General features: G+C 64.8%; 22 protein-coding genes and 1 pseudogene. 10 read left to right on the top strand and 13 right to left on the bottom strand.

All coding sequences use genetic code 11. The annotated features are described in order from the left end of the window. Positions 1-56 precede the first annotated feature (56 nt). The 3 genes from FJ419_RS03110 to FJ419_RS03100 all read right to left on the bottom strand — a co-directional run bounded on the left by FJ419_RS03110 (position 57) and on the right by FJ419_RS03100 (position 2025). Positions 57-968, bottom strand: coding sequence for a LysR substrate-binding domain-containing protein (locus FJ419_RS03110; protein ID WP_140546017.1), 912 nt, complete (start codon positions 966-968; stop codon positions 57-59). 7 nt (positions 969-975) lie between these two features. Beyond that, entirely contained in the window at positions 976-1347 is a 372-nt protein-coding gene (locus FJ419_RS03105; protein ID WP_140687441.1) for a hypothetical protein, read from the bottom strand. A 78-nt stretch (positions 1348-1425) separates the two neighbouring features. Beyond that, positions 1426-2025 carry a methyltransferase domain-containing protein gene (locus FJ419_RS03100; RefSeq protein WP_140687439.1) on the bottom strand — a complete coding sequence of 200 codons (600 nt, stop codon included), beginning with the start codon at positions 2023-2025 and terminating at the stop codon, positions 1426-1428. A 117-nt stretch (positions 2026-2142) separates the two neighbouring features. On the opposite strand from FJ419_RS03100, the pseudogene FJ419_RS31080 reads away from it, so the two are divergent. The 3 genes and pseudogenes from FJ419_RS31080 to FJ419_RS03085 all read left to right on the top strand — a co-directional run. Then, positions 2143-2306, top strand: a pseudogene (locus tag FJ419_RS31080) (sensor histidine kinase); the annotation flags it as partial. A 73-nt stretch (positions 2307-2379) separates the two neighbouring features. Beyond that, positions 2380-2829, top strand: a complete 450-nt coding sequence (locus tag FJ419_RS03090) for an Rrf2 family transcriptional regulator (protein ID WP_140687437.1) — start codon at positions 2380-2382, stop codon at positions 2827-2829. Next, entirely contained in the window at positions 2819-3715 is an 897-nt protein-coding gene (locus FJ419_RS03085) for an NAD(P)/FAD-dependent oxidoreductase (RefSeq protein WP_140687435.1), read from the top strand. The genes FJ419_RS03090 and FJ419_RS03085 overlap by 11 nt, the downstream gene beginning before the upstream one ends. A 20-nt stretch (positions 3716-3735) precedes the next feature. Here the strand turns inward: FJ419_RS03085 and FJ419_RS03080 are convergent, their stop codons facing one another. Continuing rightward, positions 3736-4500 carry a DeoR/GlpR family DNA-binding transcription regulator gene (locus FJ419_RS03080; protein ID WP_140687433.1) on the bottom strand — a complete coding sequence of 255 codons (765 nt, stop codon included), beginning with the start codon at positions 4498-4500 and terminating at the stop codon, positions 3736-3738. Positions 4501-4887: 387 nt separating this feature from the next. Here FJ419_RS03080 and FJ419_RS03075 point away from each other — a divergent pair, with 387 nt between their 5' ends. Together FJ419_RS03075 and FJ419_RS03070 are read left to right on the top strand one after the other, a co-directional pair. Further along, positions 4888-5772 carry a phosphotransferase family protein gene (locus FJ419_RS03075; protein WP_140687431.1) on the top strand — a complete coding sequence of 295 codons (885 nt, stop codon included), beginning with the start codon at positions 4888-4890 and terminating at the stop codon, positions 5770-5772. Further along, entirely contained in the window at positions 5769-8222 is a 2454-nt protein-coding gene (locus FJ419_RS03070) for an FAD-dependent oxidoreductase (protein ID WP_140687429.1), read from the top strand. Before FJ419_RS03075 ends, FJ419_RS03070 begins: the two co-directional genes overlap by 4 nt. Positions 8223-8234: 12 nt before the next feature. Here the strand turns inward: FJ419_RS03070 and FJ419_RS03065 are convergent, their stop codons facing one another. Further along, positions 8235-8867, bottom strand: a complete 633-nt coding sequence (locus FJ419_RS03065; RefSeq protein ID WP_140687427.1) for a class I SAM-dependent methyltransferase — start codon at positions 8865-8867, stop codon at positions 8235-8237. A gap of 96 nt (positions 8868-8963) precedes the next feature. Here FJ419_RS03065 and FJ419_RS03060 point away from each other — a divergent pair, with 96 nt between their 5' ends. Next, positions 8964-9866, top strand: coding sequence for a phosphotransferase family protein (locus FJ419_RS03060; RefSeq protein WP_140687425.1), 903 nt, complete (start codon positions 8964-8966; stop codon positions 9864-9866). A 15-nt stretch (positions 9867-9881) separates the two neighbouring features. On the opposite strand, the gene FJ419_RS03055 is transcribed toward FJ419_RS03060, so the two are convergent. Both FJ419_RS03055 and FJ419_RS03050 read right to left on the bottom strand, forming a co-directional pair. Further along, the gene (locus FJ419_RS03055; protein ID WP_140687422.1) at positions 9882-10802 is read right to left on the bottom strand and encodes a DMT family transporter; all 921 of its coding nucleotides are present in this window, start codon (positions 10800-10802) and stop codon (positions 9882-9884) included. Positions 10803-11202: 400 nt separating this feature from the next. Further along, positions 11203-12483, bottom strand: coding sequence for an amidohydrolase family protein (locus FJ419_RS03050; protein ID WP_140687420.1), 1281 nt, complete (start codon positions 12481-12483; stop codon positions 11203-11205). Positions 12484-12657: 174 nt separating this feature from the next. On the opposite strand from FJ419_RS03050, the gene FJ419_RS03045 reads away from it, so the two are divergent. Then, positions 12658-14412, top strand: a complete 1755-nt coding sequence (locus tag FJ419_RS03045; protein WP_140687418.1) for an ABC transporter ATP-binding protein — start codon at positions 12658-12660, stop codon at positions 14410-14412. Positions 14413-14605: 193 nt separating this feature from the next. Here the strand turns inward: FJ419_RS03045 and ilvD are convergent, their stop codons facing one another. Further along, positions 14606-16450, bottom strand: a complete 1845-nt coding sequence (gene ilvD, locus FJ419_RS03040) for a dihydroxy-acid dehydratase (RefSeq protein ID WP_140687416.1) — start codon at positions 16448-16450, stop codon at positions 14606-14608. 271 nt (positions 16451-16721) lie between these two features. Here ilvD and FJ419_RS03035 point away from each other — a divergent pair, with 271 nt between their 5' ends. Continuing rightward, positions 16722-17189 carry a VOC family protein gene (locus FJ419_RS03035; protein ID WP_140687414.1) on the top strand — a complete coding sequence of 156 codons (468 nt, stop codon included), beginning with the start codon at positions 16722-16724 and terminating at the stop codon, positions 17187-17189. 161 nt (positions 17190-17350) lie between these two features. On the opposite strand, the gene FJ419_RS03030 is transcribed toward FJ419_RS03035, so the two are convergent. The 3 genes from FJ419_RS03030 to FJ419_RS03020 form a co-directional block, all read right to left on the bottom strand. Then, entirely contained in the window at positions 17351-18943 is a 1593-nt protein-coding gene (locus tag FJ419_RS03030; RefSeq protein ID WP_140687411.1) for a peptide chain release factor 3, read from the bottom strand. Between the two features lie 88 nt (positions 18944-19031). Beyond that, a complete protein-coding gene (locus FJ419_RS03025) occupies positions 19032-19946 on the bottom strand; it encodes a haloalkane dehalogenase (protein ID WP_181170613.1) in 915 nt (304 codons plus the stop codon). A 5-nt stretch (positions 19947-19951) separates the two neighbouring features. Continuing rightward, positions 19952-20545, bottom strand: a complete 594-nt coding sequence (locus tag FJ419_RS03020) for a TetR/AcrR family transcriptional regulator (RefSeq protein WP_140687406.1) — start codon at positions 20543-20545, stop codon at positions 19952-19954. A 116-nt stretch (positions 20546-20661) separates the two neighbouring features. On the opposite strand from FJ419_RS03020, the gene FJ419_RS03015 reads away from it, so the two are divergent. After that, positions 20662-21762, top strand: coding sequence for an FAD-binding oxidoreductase (locus FJ419_RS03015; protein WP_246679109.1), 1101 nt, complete (start codon positions 20662-20664; stop codon positions 21760-21762). A gap of 13 nt (positions 21763-21775) precedes the next feature. Here FJ419_RS03015 and FJ419_RS03010 read toward each other — a convergent pair whose 3' ends face one another. Both FJ419_RS03010 and FJ419_RS03005 read right to left on the bottom strand, forming a co-directional pair. Next, positions 21776-22576 carry a class II glutamine amidotransferase gene (locus tag FJ419_RS03010; RefSeq protein ID WP_140687402.1) on the bottom strand — a complete coding sequence of 267 codons (801 nt, stop codon included), beginning with the start codon at positions 22574-22576 and terminating at the stop codon, positions 21776-21778. Positions 22577-22592: 16 nt separating this feature from the next. Continuing rightward, positions 22593-22847 carry a DUF6356 family protein gene (locus tag FJ419_RS03005; RefSeq protein WP_140629101.1) on the bottom strand — a complete coding sequence of 85 codons (255 nt, stop codon included), beginning with the start codon at positions 22845-22847 and terminating at the stop codon, positions 22593-22595. Between the two features lie 115 nt (positions 22848-22962). On the opposite strand from FJ419_RS03005, the gene FJ419_RS03000 reads away from it, so the two are divergent. After that, positions 22963-23433 (top strand): Lrp/AsnC family transcriptional regulator, encoded by a 471-nt coding sequence (locus tag FJ419_RS03000; RefSeq protein WP_140687399.1) that lies wholly within the window; start codon positions 22963-22965, stop codon positions 23431-23433. Positions 23434-23560 lie beyond the last annotated feature (127 nt).

Here is a 23560-nt window from a genome sequence, read left to right as displayed (position 1 = left end):
GGCTACGGCGAAGTCGCCGAACCCAACCGCTCCACACTTTTCCTGGAATTGCTTGATCACAGCCGCTGGCGCACCATACGCTGCGACTGCGCGAGGCCGATGAAATCGCGCGCGGCCTGCGGCAGGGCGGAGCCGCGACGCCAGACCGTGCCGACCTGGACCACCGGCAGCGAGCCGGAAACGTCGCGCGATTCGATGCGGTCGCCTTCCAGCGACCAGGGCCTGTAGACGAGGTCGGGCAGCAGCGCCACGCCGGCGCCGGTTGCGACCAGACTGCGCACCGCCTCGACCGAGCGGGTGCGGAAGGCAACATGCGGCCTGGCGCCGATCGCCGACAGCAGCTTGCCGGTGTTCTCCTCGATCTCGTCGACGGTGAGCATGATCAGCGGCTCGGAGACGATGTCATTGACCCCGATGATGTCGGCGCTGGCGAGCCTGTGGCTGAGCGGAATCCACAGCCTGTAGGCCGAGACTTCCAGGATTTCCGACTGCAGCGCCGTGCGGTCGCGCAGGTTGGACGTCACCATGACGGCGATGTCGAGCTTGCCGCCGACCAGAAGGTGCTCGAGATAATCGCCATTGTCCTCGATTGCCGAGACCTCGACGCCGGGATAGGCGCGCCGGTAGCGGGCGAGCAGGTCGGACAGGACATAGCCGGCGACCAGCGAGGTGACGCCGAGCTGCAGACGGCCGCCGGCGGCGGCCTGCTCGCTGGAGAAAGAGCGGCGCGCGTCGGAAACGTCGGCCAGGATCTTGGTCGCGTGGCGCAGGAACTGATGGCCCTTGTGGGTGATGTTGAGGCCGCGCGGATGGCGCTCGAAGAGCTCGACGCCGAGATCGCTCTCCAGCTCCTTGATCGCCTCGGTGACCGAGGACTGGGAAATCGACAGGTTCTGCGCGGCGCCCGAGACGGTGCCCTGCTCGGCGACGGCGACGAAGAATTGCAATTGGCGGATGGTGAAAGCCATGGCCGGACTAAACACCGGCGCGCGCGGGAAAGGAAGCGGGCGCAGCCGGCTTGATCACGCCGGCGCAGCGCGCCGGCGTGATCGGCAGATAATTGCGCACCGTCGGCACGAACTGCGCCAGCAGCGAGGCTCGCATGTGGTTGCGGCGGTAGGCGCCGGAGAAACGCAGATAGGTTTCGTGGCGAAGGAATATATAGCGGCCGAAGCGCCCGACGAGGGCTTCGGCGCGCGCAGGCCCGAGCCGGGCACGCATCGAATACCAGAACAGGCAACCGGCCGTCGGAGCCAATGTCGTCATCGCCAGCAGGACGCCGAGTGCCGCCAAGTCAGACGCCCTGGTCATGCCGAGAAAGAGCAGCAGCACGTGCGACGGCGGCACAGGCAGGATCTTTTCGGTGAGAGCGAGACAGGCGGCGCCCGATCAGGCCAAGCCCGAGTGCCGCCGACAGGAGATCGGTTATGCGAAGCGCCAGTCATAGGTGCCGAGGCTCTTGATCCTGGAGACACGATAGACCGACGCCGGCGGAAAGTTGCGAAAGGTGCCGCCGATACGGACCGCCTCGAGGTCGAGCCTGTCGAGCACCGTCTGGTCGAAAGGACACCGGCGGCCATAAGTGAACTGGTAGAGCGCCGCGCCCGGCCGAAGACTGGCAAAGACGCCTTCCAGGATCGCGGATGACTTGCGCGGCGATATCAGGCGAAACGGCAGTCCGCTGACCGCCGCGCCGACGACCGGGCCATCGAACAGCGGCAGATGGCGCAGGCAGGCCGCATCCATCTCGACAATACGCGCCGCCGGGAAGCGGCGCGCGAGCAGCGAGGCGAAATCCGGGTCGGACTCGACCAGCGTCAGATCGCTTTCGCGGATCCCGCGCTGCAGCAGGGCACGGGTGAAAGGACCGGTGCCCGGCCCGAGCTCCAGCACCGGACCAGTCTCGGGACCGATCTCGTGCGTCATCAGCGCCGCCAGGCTCGGGCTCGAGGGCGTGATCGAACCCACCCGGAACGGCGCCAGCGTCCAGGCCATCAGGAAGGATAGAGCATCGCTTGCAGGCATGTTGACCTCATTGCTTGCGCGGGCGATTCGGGACTGCCCGGCATTCGACAAGGCGCTGTTTGCGGGTAGCGGATTGCATGGACATTGCGCATCGCGTGGTGGCACGAAAGAAAGGGCTCGCGGCTCGATGCCGGTTACGCACAGCACAAGCGTTTCCCGATCGATGCCGCGCATGAATTCAGAACGCCGGTCGCCATCCTCAACACCCCCGGCTCGCCGCGCTGCCGGCAACACCGGAGCGCGCCAGGCGGTTGCAGGATGCCGCGCGGCTGTCGACGCTGGCCGCACAACCTTGCCGGTGCGGCAGTCCAGTCGAGCTTGACATCTAGCGCATTTCGTAACTAGCTAAGTTACATGAAACGCCACAGCCGCCTGTCCTCGACCCTGCATATCCTGGTCCATATGGCCGAGGCCCCCGAGCGGGCGCTGACATCCGAAGAGCTTGCCGGCTTCATCCACACCAACCCGGTGGTGGTGCGCCGCACCATTGCCGGGCTGCGGGAGGCCGGCATCGTCACCTCGTCGCGCGGCCATGGCGGCGGATGGCAGCTCGGCCGCGCGCCCGACAAGATCTCGCTGGCCGAGATCAGCGGCGCGCTCGGCGAGACGCTGTTGCCGTTCAGCACCGAGCCGGAAAGTCCCGGATGCCTCGTCGAGCAGGCGGTCATCGCCGTGCTCGACGATTTTCGCCTGGAGGCGGAAAGGCTGCTTACTGAGCGGCTCAGCAATATCACGCTGGCCGACCTGACGACCGATTTTCGCCGCCGTTATGACCTCATTGGAGTATCCAGCCATGCAGTATGATGTGATCGTCGTCGGCGGCAGCTTTGCCGGCCTGTCCGCCGCCATGTATGCGGCGCGCGGGCGGCGCAAGGTGCTGGTGATCGATGCCGGGCAGCCGCGGAACCGCTTCGCCGAACATTCGCACGGCTTCTTCGGCCAGGATGGACGGGCGCCGGCGGACATTCTCGACGAGGCCAGGGGACAGCTGCTCGCCTATCCCACCGTCAGGGTGATCGAGGGCCGCGCCGAGCGGGCGGCCATTGCCGGCACCAGCTTCGAGGTTTGGATGAACGATGGCGAGGGCTTCGGCGCGACGCGGCTGGTGCTGGCCACCGGTGTCCGGGACATCCTGCCGGATGTTCCCGGACTGGCCGCGCAGTGGGGCAAGACAGTGCTGCATTGTCCTTATTGCCACGGCTACGAGGTGGCCGGCGGGCCGCTCGGCGTGCTGGCGAACGGACCGATGTCGCTGCACCAGGCCGAGCTGATCTCCGACTGGGGCGAGGTCACGCTGTTCGCCGACGGTTTGTTCGAACCGGATGCGGACCAGGCGCGGATATTGGAGAAGCGCAACATCCGGTTCGAGTCGGGCAAGGTGAGCGAAGTGCAGGATAGCGGGTCCGGCGGCCTGGTCGTCAGGCTCGACGGCAATCGCAGCGCGAGCGTGCGGGCGTTGTTCACCGCGCCGCGTAATGTGATGGCAAGCCCGCTTGCCGAGCAGCTGGGCTGCGCCTTCAACGAAGGCCCGCTCGGCAAGGCGATCGTCGTGGACGACAAGCAGCAGACATCGGTGCCTGGCGTCTTTGCCGCCGGAGACGCCGCGCGCCTGATGCACAACATCGCCTTCGCGGTGTCTGGCGGCGCGATGGCCGGGGTTGCGGCGCACCAGTCGCTGGTGTTCGGCTAGCTCTTATTCCTTGGGCGACGTCAGGCCGCGGCGATACTGACCCGGGCGCCGGCCTGGCCCAGCGCTGCGGCTATATCGCGTGGCGGCGGCTGGTCGGTGGCGAGCTCGGAAAAGCCGTCGAAGCCGCAGACCCGGACCAGTCCCTGGCGGCCGAACTTGGAATGGTCGGTGACGACCAGCGAGCGCTGGCCGCGCGAGAGCACCATGCGGGCGAACTCCGCCTCGTCCAGATCATAGTCGGTCAGGCCGGCGGCCGCGTCGACGGCTCCGATCGAGATCACCGCATGATCGACCGAAAATCGGCTGACGAACTCAATCGCCGAAATGCCGAAAGCCGCGCCTGAATCGCTGCGCAGCTCGCCGCCCGCCATGTAGACCTTGTTGCCATTCACCGTCGCCAGCGTACGGGCAATGTCGGAGGAATTGGTGACCACCGTCAGCCGGCGATGGCCGAGCAGCTCGCGCGCAAGGAAGGACGTGGTCGTGCCGGTATCGAGCATGATCGCCTCGCCATCGCGGATCGTGGCTGCGACCATCCTGGCGATCAGGCGCTTGGCTTCGGCATTGTCGCGCATGCGCCGTTCGAACGGCGCCTCGCTTAGCATCGAGGCAAGGCCCACGGCACCGTGCATCTTCAGCACCGACCCGTCATCGGCGAGCGGCTTGACATCGCGCCGCACTGTTTCCAGCGAGACGCCGAGCCGCTCGGCGAGGCTGGCTATGGTGATCGTGCCCTCCTCGCTGAGGAGCCGCAGGATTTCGCCATGCCGTTTCGAATGGATCATCGGTGTGTCCGGGGATTCTGACCGAATTTAAGGCTTTGGCAGCGCTTTGAAAGGAGTTGCTTATATTTTCGGGCAAAACCCCCAAAAAAGGTCACAGCTTTTGGATTGACAGCGCTGCCACGCTGGCGTGACATTGACCTTGTGACAGGCTCGGAACTGCCGCGGGAGGGTGATGGCAGAGCCGCAACCTAGTGACCAGATCGCCTGGAACCAGCCAGGCGCGAGCTTTTATCGAATCCGCGGGGGCGGATGCCGGGATACCATGCCTGGCCAAGGGGCTCGTCGGTGCGGTGCGGGATACCGATCCTGGCGTCTCGCACCGACGAGGCTTTTTCATGTCCTCCCAGCCTTGTTTTCCGCGGGACCGGTTGGGGCCGGAGCGAAGCCGTGAGCGCCGAAGACCGCATCCGCGCCCTGCCGTGCTGGAATGGCGGCATCGAGATCGAGCTGCTGCCGGGCGGCCTCAGCAACGCCAATTTTGTCGTGACGGACGCGGCCGGGCGGCATGTCGTGCGCTTCGGCCAGGACTTCCCGTTCCACCATGTCTTTCGCGAGCGCGAGGTGATGACGGCACGGGCGGCGCATGCGGCGGGCTTCGCGCCGGCCGTGCATTATGCCGAGCCCGGTATCCTGGTGACGGAATTTCTCGGCGCCAAGACCTTCCTGGGAGAGGATGTGCGGGCCAATCTCGGCCGCGTGGCGGCGCTGCTGCGCGGCTTTCACCGCGAGATGCCGAAGCATGTCTCCGGCGCCGGCTTCATGTTCTGGGTGTTCCACGTCATCCGCGACTATGCGCGCACGCTGGACGAGGGCGGCAGCCGCAAGAAGAGCGAGCTGCCACGTTATCTGGCCCTGGCGGACGAGCTCGAGCGGGCGCAAAAGCTGCTGCCGATCGTCTTCGGCCACAACGATCTTTTGCCGGCCAACATCCTCGACGACGGCAAGCGACTGTGGCTGATCGATTTCGAGTATGCCGGCTTCAACACGGCAATGTTCGACCTCGCCGGCGCCGCCTCCAACGCCGGCCTGAGCGATGATGAATCCTTCGCCTTCATGACCGCCTATTTCATGAAGGAGCCGGACGGCGAAATCCGCCGCTCGCATGCCGCCATGCAATGCGCCTCGCTGCTGCGCGAAGCGATGTGGAGCATGGTGTCCGAGCTTTATCTCGACGCACCCGGCATCGACTATATCGCCTATAGCGAGGAAAACCTCGTCCGGCTCGACGCGGCGCTGGACAACTACCGGACGAAATACGGAACCAGATCATGACCTTGCCCAGCCATGCCGAAATCGTCGTCATCGGCGGCGGCATCATCGGCTGTTCCACTGCCTACCACCTGGCGCGCGACCACCGGGCGGACGTGGTGCTGCTCGAGCAGGGCAAGCTGACCTCGGGCTCGACCTGGCACGCCGCCGGCCTTGTCGGGCAGCTGCGCTCCTCGGCCTCGATCACGCGCGTGCTCAAATATTCGGTCGAGCTCTACAAGGGGCTGGAGGCCGAGACGGGCCTGGCGACCGGCTGGAAGATGACCGGCTGCCTGCGGCTGGCGACGAATGCCGACCGCTGGACCGAGTTCAAGCGGCTGGCGACGACGGCCAAAAGCTTCGGCATGGATATGCAGTTGCTGTCGCCGGCGGAAGTGAAGCGCATGTGGCCGCTGATGGAAACAGGCGACCTTGTCGGCGCCTCCTGGCTGCCGAGCGACGGGCAGGCAAGCCCCTCAGACATCGCCCAGTCGCTCGCCAAGGGCGCGCGCATGCATGGCGCGAAACTGTTCGAGGGCGTGCGCGTCACCGGCTTTACGATGAAGGACGGCCGCATCGCGGCGGTGAAGACTTCACAGGGCGACATCGCCTGCGACAAGGTGGTGAACTGCGCTGGACAATGGGCAAGGCAGGTCGGCGCGATGGCCGGCATCAACGTGCCGCTGCAGCCGGTCAAGCATCAGTACATCATCACCGAGAAGATCGCGGGCCTGGCGACCGACGCGCCGACAATCCGCGACCCCGACCGCCGCACCTATTTCAAGGAAGAGGTAGGCGGGCTGGTGATGGGGGGCTATGAGCCCAACCCGCAGGCCTGGGCAACCGGACTTCCCGGCGGCGATGTCCCGAACGACTGGGAGTTCCGCCTGTTCGACGACGACTACGATCATTTCGAACAGCATTTGACCCAGGCGATCACGCGCGTTCCGGCGCTGCAGACCGCCGGCGTCAAGCAGATGATCAACGGACCGGAGAGTTTCACGCCGGACGGCAACTTCATCCTCGGCGCAGCGCCGGAATGCGCCAACATGTTCGTCGGCGCCGGCTTCAACGCCTTCGGCATAGCGTCCGGCGGCGGCGCCGGCTGGGTGCTGGCGCAATGGGTGGTCGACGGCGAGGCGCCGCTCGACCTGTGGGTGGTCGACATCCGCCGCTTCTCCGGCCTGCACCGCGACCGCGACTGGGTCCGCGACCGCACGCTGGAAGCCTATGGCAAGCACTACACGATCAGCTTCCCGCACGAGGAATATCTGTCCGGGCGGCCGCGCATCGTCTCGCCGCTCTACGAGCGGCTGAAGACGCATCGCGCCGTGTTCGGCTCAAAGCTTGGCTGGGAGCGGCCGAACTGGTTCGCGCCGGACGGCGCGGTCGCCGAGGACGTCTATTCAATGGGCCGCCAGAACTGGTTCGGCCCGGTCGGCGACGAGCACCTTCATGTGCGCGAGAAGGTCGGCATCTTCGACCAGTCGTCCTTCGCCAAATATGAGCTGACCGGCACTGACGCGCTGAAGGCGCTCGACTGGATCTGCGCCAACGATGTCGACAAGCCGGTCGGACGCCTGACCTACACGCAGCTTCTCAACACGCGCGGCGGCATCGAGGCCGATCTTACCGTGTCGCGGCTCGGCGAGGACCGGTTCTACATCGTCACCGGCACCGGCTTCCGCACGCATGACCTGTCCTGGATCGCCGACCATATCGGCCCCGGCCTGGATGCCAGACTGACCGACGTCACGGAGGATTTCGGCACGCTGTCGCTGATGGGACCTCGCGCCCGCGACGTGCTGTCGGCGGTGACGGACGCCGATGTGTCGAACGCGGCCTTCCCCTTCGGCCATGCGCGCGAGATCGCAATAGCCGGCCATAGCGTGAAGGCGCTGCGCGTCACCTATGTCGGCGAGCTCGGCTGGGAACTGCATGTGCCGATCGCCGCAACCGGCGAGGTTTTCGATGCGCTGATGGCGGCGGGCAAGGCGCATGGCATTCGCCCGGTCGGCTACCGGGCGCTGGAATCGCTCAGGCTGGAAAAGGGCTATCGCGCCTGGGGTTCCGACATCACGCCGAACGACACTCCGCTGGAAGCGGGTCTTGGCTGGGCCGTGAAGCTTCGCAAGAATACCGACTTCGTCGGACGCCTGGCGCTGGAGAAGGCAGCCGGCAAACCGCCGACGAAACGCTTTGCCGGCTTCACGGTGGACGACCCGGAGATCGTGCTGGTCGGACGCGAGACGATCCTGCGCAATGGCGAGCCGGTCGGCTATCTCACCAGCGGCGGCTACGGCTACACGGTGGAGAAGAACATCGGCTACGGCTATGTGCGCAATGCCGACGGCGTCAGCGACGATTTTCTGGCCTCGGGCGACTATGAGCTTGTCGTGGCGATGGAACGCACGCCGGCAAAGATCCATCTCGAAGCGATGTACGATCCGGCCGGGGCAAGGATAAAGGCCTGACCGACGGAATGGTCAGCTGACGCGCAGCACAAGTCCCCTGCTTGGTACCGTATCGGACTCGCCCGGCATCGAGGCGTAAGGCGCCGTTTCCTCGACGCGCTTCAACCTGCCCTGAGCCTCAAGTCCGGCAATGCGCTCGGCGAAGCCTGATTGCCACAGCGTGTTCTTGACGGTCAGCACGATGATCCCGCCTGGACGGCAGATGCGGATCAACTCGTCCAGTCCCTCGATCCCGACATGGCCCGAGGTGAAGACGCCCGCCGAAACAATGCCGGCATAGACGCCGTCGGCGAAGGGCAAAGCGTCGCCCATCGCCAGGCGATGCAGCGCACTGTAGACGCCCTTGGCGCCGGCCTTGTCCAGCATGCCTTGCGAGATGTCGAGCGCCTCGACCTTCGGATAGCCGGTGATGGCCAGCCATTCGCCGATCAGGCCAGTGCCGGCGCCGGCATCGAGCAAGGGTTCGGCGCCGCGCGGCAAGTGCCTGGCAAGCAGCGCCAGGCAGATCGTTGGGTGGCGATAGCCGGCGGCCGACATGTCGGCATCATAGGTCTCGGACCAGCTGTCATAGATCGCCGCCACTTCCTCAGGCCGCTTCGCGGCGTAGGCCGCGCTTAGCGCGTTGTTGTGCTTGCCGTCCGCCATTTCTGCTCCCGCCGCCGATTCGCCTCCGCAATGGTAGCCAAGCGGCAAAAACTGTGGAACCGTTCCGCTATAAAACATCGTGTGATGGTAAAGGGGATGACGATGGACGAGGCGCGCGCCGCGTTGGCCGCCATTCCGGCGCTGGCAGGCTATGACGGACCGCTGGAGCGTTTGGGCGGCCTGACCAACAAGGTTTACCGGGCCGGCGAAGCGTGTCTGCGCATTCCCGGCAAGGGCACGCAAGAATATATCAACCGCGCCAATGAGGCGGTGGCGGCGCGCGAGGCGGCCAAGGCCGACGTCAGTCCCGAAGTGCTTTATGCCGATCCGGCGTCCGGCCTGATGGCGACGCGCTTCATCGCCGGCGCCGAGACGATGTCGCCGGAGAAATTCAAGGCGCGGTCGGGCAGCCCCGCGCGAGCGGGCCAAGCCTTCCGCAAGCTGCATTCATCGGGCGCGGTGTTTCCCTTCCGCTTCGAATTGTTCGCGATGATCGACGACTATCTCAAGGTCTTGTCGACAAAGGACGTGGCGCTGCCCGCCGGCTATCACAATGTGGTGCGCGAGGCAGGCGCGGTGTGCGCGGCGCTTGCTGCGCACGCCATCCCGCTCGCCGCCTGCCACTGCGACCCGCTGTGCGAGAATTTCCTCGATACGGGCGAGCGGATGTGGATCGTCGACTGGGAATATTCCGGCATGAACGATCCGCTGTGGGACCTCGGCGACCTCTCGGTCGAGGGCAGGTTCGATGCGGACCAGGACGAGGAACTGATGCGCGCCTATTTCGGCGGCGAGGCGAGGCCGGCGGCGCGCGGACGTATCGTCATCTACAAAGCGATGTGCGACCTGCTCTGGACGCTCTGGGGACTGATCCAGCTCGCCAACGACAATCCGGCCGACGATTTTCGCGCCTATGCCGACGGCCGCTTTGCCCGCTGCAATGCGCTGATGGAGACCGCGGAATTTTCGCGGCACCTCGCCGCCGTGCGAGAAGGGTGAACGCAGGCCTAGACCCTAATTCACGCCCTTCGGCACGTTCTCCGGCGGCACCTCGGTCTCCACCACCTTTTGGCGATGGAAGATGAACATGCCGGCAAGCACGACGATGGCCGCGCCGACGAGGATGCGCGGGCTGGGCACGTCGCCGAAGAAGACCAGTCCGAAGACCACCGCCCACAGAAGCAGGCTGTAGTGCAGCGGCGCCAGCGTCGAGGCCGGCGCCAGCTTCAATGCCCTGGTGATCATCAGATGCGCGGCACAAGAGACGACGCCGAGCAGAAGCATGGCGCCGAAATCGAGCGCCGAGGGCGTGCGCCAAGCGCCGATGGTGAGCAGGCCGCCGACAATCAGTGTGCCGATCGTCTGCCAGGTGACCAAAGTCGTGTCGCTGGTGCCGCGCAGGAGGCGGCCGAGGATGATGGCGAAGCCGAAGGCGATGCTGCCGACCAGCGCGAAGGCCGACGACAGCGAGAAGGCCGCCGAGGACGGCTTGAGGATGATCAGCACGCCGCAGAAGCCGACCAGGATCGCCAGCCAGCGCCGCCAGCCGACCTTTTCGCCGAGCAGCAAGTGCGACAGCGCCGCGACGTAGATCGGCCCGGCCATGTAGAAGCTCATCACGTCGGCCAGCGGCAGGTAGACGACCGCGGCGTAGAAAAGCCCGGTATCGGCGGTGGTGGCCACGACACGCAGGAACTGCAAAAGCGGCCGGTCCGTGTGAAACAGCCTGGCCGTGCCCTGGTTGGCGATCATCGGACCCAGCACGATGAAGGCGCCGATCGAGCGGATCAGCACCACCTGTCCGACGGAGAAGGAAGCGACCAGCCATTTGCCCATCGCGTCGTTCAGCGCGAACATGAAGTCGCCGGCCAGCATCAACAGGATGCCGGCGAGCAACATGTTCCTGATCGTGAAATTGCGGGCGAGAGAGGCCATGCCGCTCCCTAGCCGCAAGCCAGGGGTTTGACGAGGGAAATTCGTAAGACCAGCGCCGGGAATCGAGGTTGACCGAAACACCGGAACTTCGTCATCCACGGGCGAAGCGGGAGCGAAGCGGACGCGCAGACCCGAGGATCCATTCCGTGACCTCGCGCGAAGAGGCGAAACGCGGCGCAGGACGGAGGCCATTCTGGACCGCCGCAAAGCTCGTACGTCACGGAATGGATTCTATGGTCTGCGCTGCGTCGCTTCGCTCCTTGCTTCGCCATAGAATGACGAAGTCACGAGCGTTCCGGCCAATTGCGAACCGTGATGTTCTGCCCCAACAAAGCAGATCGCTGACCTGGATTGGCGAAAGCGCCGCCAATGCGAGTGGTCAACCCGGGAGGCAGAGAACCTACGCTGTTTTATGCCGCCGGTTCACTTGCGCCGGCCGTCCCGCGATCGACAGCCGTGTTTCCTGGCTAGTGCGTTCGGCCACCACCTTGCCCCTGGCGATGACGCAGAGGCGCTCGGGACGCAGGCGAACGGCCTCGATCGCATTGCCGGCATCGAGCACGACGAGGCTCGCACGCTTGCCGACCGCCAGGCCCAGATAATCGAGCCCCATGATGGCGGCGTTGACGTTAGTCACCATGTCGAAGCAGCGCGCCATGTCGGCAGGGCTCGACATCTGCGCGACATGCAGGCCCATGAAGGCGACGTCGAGCATGTCGGCGGTGCCCAGCGAGTACCAGGGATCGAGCACGCAATCCTGGCCCCAGCCGACGCTGATGCCGAGCGCCTGCATCTCCTTGACCCGGGTCAGGCCGCGCCGCTTCGGGAAGGTGTCGTGGCGCCCCTGCAGCATGATGTTGATCAGCGGATTGGGGATTGCCGATACACCGGCCTCGGCGATGAGCGGCAAAAGCTTCGAGACGTAATAATTGTCCATCGAATGCATCGATGTGAGGTGCGACCCGGCCACCCTGCCCTGCAACCCAAGGCGCTGCGTTTCATAGGCCAGTTGCTCGATATGGCGCGACAGCGGATCGTCGGTCTCGTCGCAATGCATGTCGACCATCAGGCCGCGTTTGGCCGCGATCTCGCAAAGCTCCGTCACCGAGCGGGCGCCCTCGGCCATGGTGCGCTCGAAATGCGGGATGCCGCCGACGATGTCGACGCCGATGTCGAGCGCGCGGATGGTGTTTTCACGAGCATTGGGCGAGCGGTAGAGGCCATCCTGCGGAAAGGCGACCAGTTGCAGGTCGAGATAGGGCGCGACGGTTTTCTTGACATCGAGCAGGGCTTCGACCGCGAGCAGCCGGTCGTCGCAGACATCGACATGGCTGCGGATGGCGAGCAGGCCCATCGACACGGCCCAGTCGCAATAGGCGAGCGCGCGCTCGCGCACGGCCTCATGTGTCAGCAGCGGCTTCAGCTCGCCCCATAGCGCGATGCCTTCGAGCAGCGTACCCGACGCATTGATGCGCGGAATGCCGTAGGACAGTGTTGCATCCATATGGAAATGCGGGTCGACGAAGGGCGGCGAGACGAGATTGCCGCTCGCGTCGATTTCGGCCGGCGCCGAACCCTCGAGCTTTGGTTCGATCGCGGCGATGGTCTCGCCGGCAATGCCGATATCGGCAACCCTGCCATCCGGCAGCGTGCCGCCGCGCACGATCAAGTCGAAATCCATTTGTCGTCACCCTTTTTCAGGAATCGGCAACATCGTGACCGAAAAGACAGCCTGCCGCAGCCTTTTCTTTCCCTCGATGGCGAAAGGTTCCATCCGATCTCAACTCGCTCTATAAGCCGCCACGCGCCCTTGTGGCGAATCCGAATTTCTCGCAGCCAGCCATAGGATCGGCCGTTGTTTCGCTTCTTCCGCTCGACGGAAAACCAACGCCTCATCGCGAGGCTGGTAAGAGAATCCTTCCATGACCATAAGTTCGGCTATGGCGCGGCCATATCGTCGATGCTGGTGGTCGCCCTCATGACGGGGGCAAGCGCCTGGATCCTGCGTGAAATCACCAACGAGTTCGTGGTCTATAAGCGGATAGACCGCGTCAACCTGATTGCCGGGGGTGTCGCCGCGATCTTTGTTCTCAAGGGCATCGCGACTTTCGTCCAGACCTATTTCATGAGTCGCGTCGGCAATGCCATCATTGCCGACCGGCAGCGCAAGATCTACGACCGTATCCTGGCGCAAGGCATCGAATTCTACCATTCGACCTCGTCTTCCGACCTGATCACCCGCATGACCAACAACGCGCAGGCGGCGCGCAGCGTGCTCGACCTCGTCGTCACGTCCTATGTGCGCGACCTGGTGACTTTGGTTGTGCTGGTGATGGTCATGGTCTGGCAACAACCGGCGCTGTCGCTGATCTGCTTCGTCGTGGGACCGGTGGCGATCTATGGCGTCAACCGCATCCTGAGACGCGTCCGCAAGATCGCGGCGATGGAATTCATCTCGCTCGGCCAAATCGTGCATGTGATGCAGGAAACGGCGATCGGCGTGCGGGTCGTCAAATCCTTCAATCTCGAAGCCGCGATGCGCAAGCGCATGCACAAGGCGGTGTCGGACGTCGAAACCCGTGCGAACAACATCGCCACGCTGGAAGCCGCCACCAGCCCGGTGATGGAAACGCTGGCCGGGCTGGCGATTGCCGGCGCCGTGCTGGTCAGCGGCCTGCTGGTGCTGCAGGGCGGCCAGATGCCGGGCAACATCATGGCCTTCATCGCCGCGCTACTGCTGGCCTATGAGCCGGCAAAACGTTTGGCCCGCGTCCGCATCTCGCTAGAGACGGGCATTGTCGGCGTGCGCATGATGTTCCAGCTCGCCGACCGGCCGCTGACGCTGGCCGAGAAACCCGGCGCCACGCCGCTGCAACCCGGTCCGGGTGAAATCCGCTTCGACAATGTCAGCTTCGCCTATCCGGAAAGCCCGCCGGTGTTCGAAGGATTCAACCTGACGCTTGACGCCGGCAAGATGACGGCGCTGGTCGGACCGTCGGGCAGCGGCAAGTCGACGATCCTGACCCTGATCATGCGCATGTATGATCCGCAGACCGGCAAGGTGATGTTCGACGGCCAGGACATCTCGTTCGCGACGCTCGATTCGCTCAGGCGCAAGATCGCCTATGTCAGCCAGGACACGTTCCTGTTTGCCGGCACGGTCATGCACAACATCCGCCTCGGCCGCGAGGACGCGACCGACGAAGAGGTGATCGCCGCCGCCAAGGCCGCCAATGCGCATGACTTCATCAGCGCCATGACCAAGGGTTATGACACGGAGGTCGGCGAGAACGGCTCGCTGTTGTCCGGGGGCCAGCGCCAGCGCATCTCGATCGCACGCGCCATGCTGCGCAACGCCGAGATCCTGCTGCTCGACGAGGCGACCAGCGCGCTCGATGCCGAATCGGAAGCGCTGTTCCGCGACGCGCTGCAGCAGCTTACCGTCGGGCGCACGACGATCGTGATCGCGCACCGGCTGTCAACCGTGCACCAGGCCGACACGATCGTGGTGCTGGAAAAGGGCAAGGTGGTGGAAAGCGGCCCGCACAAGACGCTGCTCAAGCAGGGCGGGCTCTATCAGAAGCTTTATGAATATCAGCTGATGCCGTAGCGCCGACTTTCCCTTCTCCCCTTGTGGGAGCAAGGTGTCGCCGAAGGCGACGGATGAGGGGTGTTCCAGCTTGGTGGCGCCGTTCATCCGGTCGGAATTTGCGAACGTCTCGCTCCGCTGGAGCACCCCTCATCCGTCTCGGCGCTGCGCGCCGATCCACCTTCTCCCACAAGGGGAGAAGGGGAAGCGCTCCTTACTCCGGCACTTTGCGCACCGCGCCCTTGTCGGCGCTGGTGGCGAAAGCCGCATAGGCACGCAATGCCGTCGTCACCTTGCGCTTGCGCTTCTCGGCCGGCTTCCAGGCGTCGGCGCCCTTGGCGTTCATCGCAGCCCGGCGCGCTTCGAGCTCGACGTCGCTGACGGCGAGGCGAATGGTACGGTTGGGGATGTCGATCTCGATCGTGTCGCCTTCCTGGACTAGGCCGATCGCGCCGCCTTCGGCGGCTTCCGGCGAGACGTGGCCGATGGACAGGCCCGACGTGCCGCCGGAGAAGCGGCCGTCGGTGATCAGCGCGCAGGCTTTGCCGAGACCCTTCGACTTCAGGTAGCTGGTCGGATAGAGCATTTCCTGCATGCCGGGGCCGCCGCGCGGTCCCTCGTAGCGGATGACGACGATGTCGCCGGCCTTGATCTCGTTGCCGAGGATCGCCTTGACCGAAGCGTCCTGGCTTTCGAAGACGCGGGCCGGGCCGGTGAATTTCAGGATCGACTCATCGACGCCCGCCGTCTTCACGATGCAGCCGTCGAGCGCCAGATTGCCCTTCAGCACGGCAAGACCGCCATCTTTCGAGAACGGCGTCTTTGCCGAGCGGATGACGCCCTTCTCACGGTCGGTGTCGAGCTCGTCCCAGCGACGGTCCTGGCTGAAAGCGACCTGGGTCGGCACGCCGCCGGGAGCGGCGAGGAAGAAGTCGCGGACGTTTTCGGCAGATGTGCGCGAAATATCCCAGTGGTCGAGGGCCTCGCCGAGGGTGGCCGTATGCACCGTCGGCAGGTCGCGATTGATCAGACCGGCCTCGTCGAGCTGGCCGAGAATCGCCATGATGCCGCCGGCGCGGTGGACGTCCTCCATGTGCACGTCGGACTTGGCCGGCGCCACCTTGCAGAGCACCGGCACCTTGCGCGACAGCCGATCGATGTCCTCCATGGTGAAGTCGACCTCTCCTTCATGCGCGGCGGCAAGGATGTGCAGCACCGTGTTGGTCGAACCGCCCATGGCGATGTCGAGCGCCATCGCGTTCTCGAAGGCGCCCTTGGAGGCGATGCTGCGCGGCAGTGCCGTTTCGTCGTCCTGCTCGTAATAGCGCTGGGCGAGATCGACGACGAGATGGCCGGCCTCCACGAACAGGCGCTTGCGGTCGGCATGGGTGGCCAAGGTCGACCCGTTGCCCGGCAGCGACAGGCCCAGCGCCTCGGTCAGGCAGTTCATCGAATTGGCGGTGAACATGCCGGAGCACGAGCCGCAAGTCGGGCAGGCAGAGCGCTCGATGACCTTGACGTCCTCATCTGAGATCTTGTCGTCGGCGGCCGCGACCATGGCGTCGACCAGGTCGAGCGCCTGCGCCTTGCCGGCCAGCACCACCTTGCCGGCCTCCATCGGGCCGCCGGAGACGAAGACGGTCGGGATGTTGAGGCGCAGCGAAGCCATCAGCATGCCGGGGGTGATCTTGTCGCAGTTGGAGATGCAGACCATAGCGTCGGCGCAATGCGCGTTGACCATGTATTCGACGGAATCGGCGATCAGCTCGCGCGACGGCAGCGAATAGAGCATGCCGTCATGTCCCATGGCGATGCCGTCATCGACGGCGATGGTGTTGAACTCCTTGGCGACGCCGCCGGCCTTCTCGATCTCGCGCGCAACGAGCTGGCCGAGATCCTTCAGATGGACATGGCCCGGCACGAACTGGGTGAAGGAATTGACCACGGCGATGATCGGCTTGCCGAAATCCGAATCCTTCATGCCGGTGGCGCGCCACAGGCCGCGAGCGCCGGCCATGTTGCGGCCATGGGTGGTGGTGCGGGAACGATAGGCGGGCATTCGATTGTCCTTGCTGGCTGGCCACACCGATGCGCGGCGGGCGGCGCTCGAATTTAGTCGGCAGCGGTTATAGCGGCCATGTTCCGGCATGACCACCATTTTGCGCTGCGCCAGAAAGCTTCGGCAAATTTGCGCTCTTCAGGAAATTTTGCTGCCGCTGTCGGATGACGCCTCGCTGAAGCGTCCTTGAGGCAGACGGCATCGAAATGGCACGAAATCGCCACCGAGCCGTTTGACAACATGAGCCAACATGAAGCCCGAGGAGCAAGGCATGCAGAAGATCACCACCTTCCTGTGGTTCGACAACCAGGCCGAGGAAGCCATGAACCACTACATCTCCATCTTCAAGAATTCGAAGGTGCTGAGCGTGACGCGCTGGCCCAAGGGCCATCCCCAGGAAGGCCAGGTGCTGGTCGCCTCGTTCGAACTCGACGGCGTGCAGTTCCAAGCCCTCAACGGCGGGCCGCAATACAGGTTCACCGAAGCGATCTCGCTGTCGATCGACTGCAAGACGCAGGAAGAGGTGGATCATTTCTGGACCAGGCTGACCGAAGGCGGCGAACCGGGACGCTGCAGCTGGCTGAAGGACAAGTTCGGCGTTTCCTGGCAGGTCGTGCCGGAGCAACTGCCGCGGCTGCTTCAGGATCCGGACCGGGCCAAGGCTGGCCGCGTCATGGACGCGATGATGAAGATGGGCAAGATCGAGATCGACAAACTGGAGGCGGCGGCGAGGGGGTGAGCACTTTTTCCTTCTCCCCTTGTGGGAGAAGGTGGATCGGCGCGTAGCGCCGAGACGGAAGGGGTGTTCCAGCGGAGTGAGGCGTAGGGCGTTCCCTGGAACACCCCTCATCCGGCCGCTTCGCGGCCACCTTCTCCCACAAGGGGAGAAGGGAAAAACACTCACGCCGCCTTATCGCGTACCTGGTAATCCTTGACCGCGGCGAAGCTGATCGCTTTCCAGCGCTCGGCTTCGTAGTTGAGCGAGAAGGCGTGCTGGGCGAGGAAGACCGGATCATTGTCGAGGTCGCGGGCGATGTCGCCGCGATGCGCCTCGATGAAACGCTGGACTTCCGCCTTGTCGTCGGCCGAGATCCAGCGGCAGATCGAGAAACGCGACATCTCGAAATCAACCGGCAGCGTGTATTCGATGTTCAGCCGTTCCTTTAGGACATCGAGCTGCAGCGCGCCGACGACGCCGACGATCGCCGGCGAGCCGTCCTCGGGCGAGAACAGCTGCACGACGCCTTCCTCGGCCATCTGGTGCAGCGCTTCCTTCAGCTTCTTGGCCTTCATGGCGTCGCCGAGGCGCACGCGGCGCAGGATTTCGGGCGCGAAGTTCGGCACGCCGCGGAACAGGATCTCCTCGCCTTCGGTCAGCGTGTCGCCGATGCGCAGGGTGCCGTGATTGGGGATGCCGACGACGTCGCCGGCGAAGGCCTCGTCGGCGGTGACGCGGGTACGGGCGAAGAAGAACTGCGGCGCCGACAGGCTCATCGGCTTGCCGGTGCGCACCAGCTTGGCCTTCATGCCGCGCTCAAGCTTGCCCGAGCAGACGCGGACGAACGCGATGCGGTCGCGGTGATTCGGATCCATGTTGGCCTGGATCTTGAAGACGAAGGAGGTCATCTTCTCCTCCGTCGCCTCGACCGTTCGCTCGTCGGCTTCCTGGGCGCGCGGCGGCGGGCCATAGGCGCCGAGCGCCTCGATCAGGTCGCGCACGCCGTAATTGCGCAGCGCCGAGCCGAAATAGACCGGCGTCAGGTGGCCTTCGCGAAAGGCCTCCACGTCGAGCGGACGACAAGCCTCCCGCGCGAGTTCCAGTTCCTCGATGAAGGCCTCGCGCTCGTTTTCGGGCAAAAGGCCGGCGACGCGGTTGGAATCGGGCCCGTTGACCGGCGTGCGCTCCTTTTCCGCGTCGCTCTTGCGCACCGCGTTCAGCGCCAGATGGTAGGTGCCGGAAAAAGTCCTGCCACGGCCGATCGGCCAGGTGACGGGCGCGGTGTCCAGCGCCAGCTTCTGCTCGATCTCGTCGAGGATTTCGAACGGATCGCGGCTCTCGCGGTCCATCTTGTTGACGAAGGTGATGATCGGGATGTCACGCAGCCGGCAGACCTCGAACAATTTCAGCGTGCGCGGCTCGATCCCCTTGGCGGCGTCGATGACCATGACCGCCGAATCCACCGCCGAAAGCGTGCGATAAGTGTCGTCGGCGAAATCCTCGTGGCCGGGCGTGTCGAGCAGGTTGAAGACATTGTCGTCATATTCGAAGGTCATCACCGAGGTGACGACCGAGATGCCGCGCTCGCGCTCGATCTTCATCCAGTCGGACCGCGTCTGGATGCGGTCCTTCTTGGCCTTGACCTCGCCGGCGAGCTGGATGGCGCCGCCGAACAGCAGCAGCTTTTCGGTGAGCGTGGTCTTGCCGGCGTCAGGGTGCGCGATGATCGCGAAGGTGCGGCGGCGCGCAACCTCTTCGGGTATTGTTTCGGGCATTTCTTTTAAGGCGTTCCGTGTGACAGGCGGCGCTTCTACCAGCGTGGCGCCGGCCTGTCGACATGCGGCGGGCGCCCGCCGCTCCGCGTCAGGCCGGTTCGGCCGCGCTTTCGGCCCGGGCGATCTGCGGCAGCCATCCGGCAATGGCCTTGCCGATCGTGTCGGGATGGTCTTCCTGCAGATAATGGGCGCCCGGCCCCAGATCGATGAAGCGACAGTTCTTCAGCCCCGCCGCGAATTCCTTGGCTGCTTGCGCTGAAATCAGAGCGCCTGGATCGCCGGCAAACAGCAGTTTCGGATAGGAGGAGAGCCGCAGCGCCCGGTGGTCGTGTGCGCTGATTGCAGCGACATCGGCCGGCTGGCCTTCGATCGGCAGTTCCCTCGGCAGGCGCAGCACCGGCTTGCGCGACAGCGGCGTCGGGAAAGGCGCCCGGTAAGCGGCCATTTCCTCCTCGCTCAACGGCCGCAGGACCGAGGCGGGCAGGATCTTTTCGACGAAGACATTCTCCTCCAGCACCAGCTTCTCGCCGGCGCCCGGCGTGCGCAACGCCTTGAAGAGCTCGCGCGCCTGCGGGCGCTGGTGGAAGTCTTCCCAGCGCTCGAAGGGCCGGATGAATTCCATGAAAGCAAGGCCCAGAACCCGCCGCGGCCGTCGCGCCGCGAAATGGAACGCCAGCGCGGTGCCCCAGTCCTGAGCGACGATCACCAAGTCCTGGAGATCGAGCGCGTCGATGAAGGCGTCGAGATAACGAACCTGATCGAAGAAACGATAGTCAATATCCGGCTTGCCCGATTGGCCATAGCCGATCAGATCGGGCGCGATGCAGCGGCCGAACGGCGCGACATGCGGGATGATGTTGCGCCATATGTAGGAAGAGGTCGGGTTGCCGTGCAGGAACAGCACGGTCGGGCCAGCCGATCCGGCCTCCAGATGGGACATGGTAGAATCCAGTACAGCCACCTGTGAACGCCGCAAGGTGGCCTGCTGTCCGTCGGTCGTCATATTCATCACGCTTTCTCCTTCCCAAATACCGTGCTGAAGATGATGTTCTTGAACCGCTCGAGCGGTTCCGGGCTGCGCTCGACCTTCATGCGCAGCATGGCGCCCTGCCAGGACGACAAAAGGAAATCGGCAAGGTCCTCGGCATCGAAAGTTTTTGTGATCTCGCCCGCCGCCTGGCCCTCGGCGATGCAGGCCGCGAAGGGCCGGCGCCAGCGCTCGAAAATGTCGACCAGCCTGAGCCGCAGCGGCTCGCTGTGGATAGCCGTTTCCAGGCTGAGATTGCCGATCATGCAGCCGCGCGCCCAGTCATGCGCCTCGAGCTTCGAGGTGATGACATCGAGATAGCGGCGCAGCCTGCCGATGGGCGGCGTACCGTCCCGCGCCAGCGCTTTTTCCACCAAGCCGCTGACATAGGCGAAGTAGCGTTCCAGGACTTCGCCGGCGAAGTCCTCCTTCGAGGCGAAATGGTTGGTGAAGGAACCCGGCCTGGCGCCGGCCGCCGCGACGATTTCGCGGACGCCGGCTGCGGTGTAGCCCGCATTCCAGATGGTCTGAAAGCCGGCATCGAGAAGGTTTTCGCGAAGTGATTGCCTAGCCATGGCGATTTAATACGTACGTACGTATTAAATGTCAAGCGCTCAAGTTTGCATTGGCAAATGCGTGCGCAAATGGCAGGTGAAAGACGTCACCGGGAACAGCAATGGAGAACAGCGTGATGAAAGAAATCGTCGTCATCGGCGCCGGCATCATCGGCGCTTCGATCGCCTGGCATCTGACGAAAGCCGGCGCGCGGGTGACGGTGGTTTCGGAAAGCGGCGCCGGCGGTGTCACCACGCCCAATTCCTTCGCCTGGATCAATGCAAGCTGGGGCAATCCGGAAACCTATTTCCGGCTGCGCATCCGCGCCATGGCCGAATGGAAAAGGCTGGCGAAGGACGTGCCCGGCCTGCCGCTCGCGTGGTGCGGCGGCCTGTGCTTCGACCTGCCCGCGGACAGGCTCGAGGCCTATGCGGCCGAGCATTCGTCCTGGGGCTATGGCATCGAGCGCGTCGGGCGCGAACAGGCGGTGCGCATCGAACCCAATTTGGCGGAGTTTCCCGAATTTGCACTTTATGTCGCGCAGGAAGGCGTGGCCGAGCCTGTGGCGACCACGAAGGCGCTGCTGGCGGATGCCGAACGGCACGGCGCGCGGATCGTCACGGGAACCGTCGACAGGCTGGCGCTGGCCAACGTCAAGGTCACAGGCGTCGTCGTTTCGGGCGAGATCATCGCAGCCGACGAGGTGGTGATTGCGGCGGGCGCAGGCGCTCCGGCGATCGCCGCGACGGCAGGTATCAAGCTGCCGATCGAGACACCGCCCGGCCTGATCGTGCATTCGCGACCGCACCCAAAGCTGCTCAACGGGCTGGTGCTGGCCGACAGACTGCATATGCGCCAGACCGCCGACGGCCGTATCATCGCCGGCTCGGATTTCGGCGGCGGCGATCCGGGCGAGAATCCGGAGGCCGCCGCGCACGCGCTGTTCGCCGCGACGAAAGCGATGCTGCGCGACGCCAACGGGCTGGAATTCGACTTCCACACGATCGGCTACCGTCCGACGCCGGTCGACGGTTTCCCGATCGTCAGCCGCGCCGAAGGCGTCGGCGGCCTTTATGTCGCCGTCACGCATTCCGGCATCACGCTGGCGCCGGCGGTCGGCCTGTTTGCGGCCGGCGAAATCCTCAACGGTGAGCGCCATGCGTTGATCGCGCCCTACGCGCTGTCACGGTTCGATCAGCAACCCGGCGGCCGGCGGAAAGAGGACGGCGAGGCTTGATCGAAATTGCGGTTCAGCCCGCCAGCGCCAGCGGGACCGCCGCCGGTGCGAACGGACGGATGCCGGTGCCTTCCCTCGTCATGGTGACGAAGCTCGCCGGAGGTATCGCCTGCCACTCGCCGCCGTCACGGTCGAAGGGTTCCGAGACGATGCAATGGCCCTCGCGCCTGGCGAAGGCGCCGGTATAGAGCGTCGGCGCATGGCCGTCGGTGGCATAGCGGACGGCGTAGAGCGCCTCGCCATCCGAAAAGGCCGCCGTAAGCTTCACGGAGGGCTCGATGCCGGCCCGGCGGGAGGCTTCGATGACGCGACCGGTTGCGCGCGACACCGCGCCCTGTGGGTCGCTCGCCAGTCCCTGGTCGATCATCAAGAGGAAAAAGAGCTCGGAATCGGTGGTGCCCTCGCGCTGGTCGAAGACCGCGTCGGAGAGCGAGTTCTCCAGCGCGCGGCGGATCTTTTCGAAACCGCCGATCTGGCCGTTATGCATGAACGACCAGCGGCCGGAGACGAAGGGGTGACAGTTCATGCGGCTGGTGGCGCCGCCGGTCGAAGCGCGCACATGGGCGAGGAACAGGCCCGACTTGATCTGCCGGCAGAGGCTCTTCAGATTGGGGTCGGACCAGGCCGGCAGGATATCGCGATAGAGGCCGGGCTCAGGCCGGTCGCCATACCAGGCGAGGCCAAAACCGTCGCCATTGGTCGGCGACTTGGCTTCCTGGGCGCAGTGGCTCTGGGCGATCAGCGAATGGCAGGGCGCGGTGATGATGTCTTCGAGGAAGACCGCTTCACCAAGATAGGCCGCCCACCGGCACATCGCTTTCCACCATCTGTCAGGCGCGGTCCAAGAGAGCCTTCGGCTCCTTCACCGCATGCGAGCCCCTGTTGTGCGTGCGCTCATAGAGCTCGCGAACGATTCGACTCGCCGTAGTTTCGAACAGAAATGGCAAGAAAGCGTGAACGAGCGCGGCGCCCGCGGCCATCGACAGGCGCGAACAGAACCAGGCGGCGAAGGCCATATGGCCGAAATAGGTCTCGCCGACCTTCTCCGGGTGAGAGGTGAAGAGCGCCGCAAGCCGTGTCGTCATGGTGATCCCTCCTGCTGGGATGAGCCCCGATGCTGAGTATCCTGCCACAGGACTTCGGTTCATTGATCCCAAATTGTCCTTGCTTTCGCCAGTTTCATGGGACATTCATCCCAACATGTCTGTGGAAATTGATGAAATCGACCGAAGATTGCTAGCCGAACTGCAACGCGACGGCACGCTGTCGGTCGATCAGTTGTCGGAGCGGGTGGCGCTTTCGCGCAATGCCTGTTGGCGGCGTGTCAAGCGCCTGGAGGAAGATGGCGTCATCACCGGTCGCGTCGCGCTGGTCGACGCCGACAAGCTCGGGCTTGGGCTGTCCGTCTTTATCCTGGTCCGCACCTCCAACCATGACCCGGACTGGTTGCGGAAATTCCGCGCGGCGGTCACCGGCTTTGCCGAGATCACCGGCGTCTACCGCATGTCGGGCGACCTCGATTATGTGCTGAGGGCCCGCGTCGCCGACGTGAAGGCCTATGACCGTCTCTATCAGCGGCTGATCGCCAAGGTGGCGTTGTCGGACGTCTCGGCCTCCTTCGTCATGGAGGAGATCAAGGAGACCACCGTGGTGTCGGTGGAACTGCGCTAGGTTGGTCGAGGCTCCCGCGACTTCGTCATCCACGGCGGAGCGGGAGCGAAGCGGACGCGGAGACCCGAGGATCCATTCCGTTACCTCGACCTAGAGCGCAGCGGGGCAGAATTCTGCACGGTTGCAA

The sequence above is a fragment of the Mesorhizobium sp. B2-6-2 genome (assembly GCF_006440615.1).
GTDB lineage: Bacteria > Pseudomonadota > Alphaproteobacteria > Rhizobiales > Rhizobiaceae > Mesorhizobium.
This window is presented reverse-complemented; position numbering and strand designations above follow the sequence as displayed.

Excerpts from the sequence above, each read along its gene's own strand:
- FJ419_RS03025 (WP_181170613.1), bottom strand. The coding sequence starts at position 19,946 with ATGACGACCGACGGACAGCAGGCCACCTTGCGGCGTTCACAGGTGGCT.
- FJ419_RS03060 (WP_140687425.1), top strand. The coding sequence starts at position 8,964 with ATGACGATGGACGAGGCGCGCGCCGCGTTGGCCGCCATTCCGGCGCTG.
- FJ419_RS03055 (WP_140687422.1), bottom strand. The coding sequence starts at position 10,802 with ATGGCCTCTCTCGCCCGCAATTTCACGATCAGGAACATGTTGCTCGCC.
- FJ419_RS03085 (WP_140687435.1), top strand. The coding sequence starts at position 2,819 with ATGCAGTATGATGTGATCGTCGTCGGCGGCAGCTTTGCCGGCCTGTCC.
- FJ419_RS03070 (WP_140687429.1), top strand. The coding sequence starts at position 5,769 with ATGACCTTGCCCAGCCATGCCGAAATCGTCGTCATCGGCGGCGGCATC.
- FJ419_RS03005 (WP_140629101.1), bottom strand. The coding sequence starts at position 22,847 with ATGACGACACGGCTTGCGGCGCTCTTCACCTCTCACCCGGAGAAGGTC.
- FJ419_RS03090 (WP_140687437.1), top strand. The coding sequence starts at position 2,380 with ATGAAACGCCACAGCCGCCTGTCCTCGACCCTGCATATCCTGGTCCAT.
- FJ419_RS03015 (WP_246679109.1), top strand. The coding sequence starts at position 20,662 with ATGAAAGAAATCGTCGTCATCGGCGCCGGCATCATCGGCGCTTCGATC.
- FJ419_RS03080 (WP_140687433.1), bottom strand. The coding sequence starts at position 4,500 with ATGATCCATTCGAAACGGCATGGCGAAATCCTGCGGCTCCTCAGCGAG.
- FJ419_RS03035 (WP_140687414.1), top strand. The coding sequence starts at position 16,722 with ATGCAGAAGATCACCACCTTCCTGTGGTTCGACAACCAGGCCGAGGAA.
- FJ419_RS03110 (WP_140546017.1), bottom strand. The coding sequence starts at position 968 with ATGGCTTTCACCATCCGCCAATTGCAATTCTTCGTCGCCGTCGCCGAG.
- FJ419_RS03030 (WP_140687411.1), bottom strand. The coding sequence starts at position 18,943 with ATGCCCGAAACAATACCCGAAGAGGTTGCGCGCCGCCGCACCTTCGCG.
- FJ419_RS03020 (WP_140687406.1), bottom strand. The coding sequence starts at position 20,545 with ATGGCTAGGCAATCACTTCGCGAAAACCTTCTCGATGCCGGCTTTCAG.
- FJ419_RS03050 (WP_140687420.1), bottom strand. The coding sequence starts at position 12,483 with ATGGATTTCGACTTGATCGTGCGCGGCGGCACGCTGCCGGATGGCAGG.
- FJ419_RS03100 (WP_140687439.1), bottom strand. The coding sequence starts at position 2,025 with ATGCCTGCAAGCGATGCTCTATCCTTCCTGATGGCCTGGACGCTGGCG.
- FJ419_RS03065 (WP_140687427.1), bottom strand. The coding sequence starts at position 8,867 with ATGGCGGACGGCAAGCACAACAACGCGCTAAGCGCGGCCTACGCCGCG.
- ilvD (WP_140687416.1), bottom strand. The coding sequence starts at position 16,450 with ATGCCCGCCTATCGTTCCCGCACCACCACCCATGGCCGCAACATGGCC.
- FJ419_RS03000 (WP_140687399.1), top strand. The coding sequence starts at position 22,963 with ATGTCTGTGGAAATTGATGAAATCGACCGAAGATTGCTAGCCGAACTG.
- FJ419_RS03010 (WP_140687402.1), bottom strand. The coding sequence starts at position 22,576 with ATGTGCCGGTGGGCGGCCTATCTTGGTGAAGCGGTCTTCCTCGAAGAC.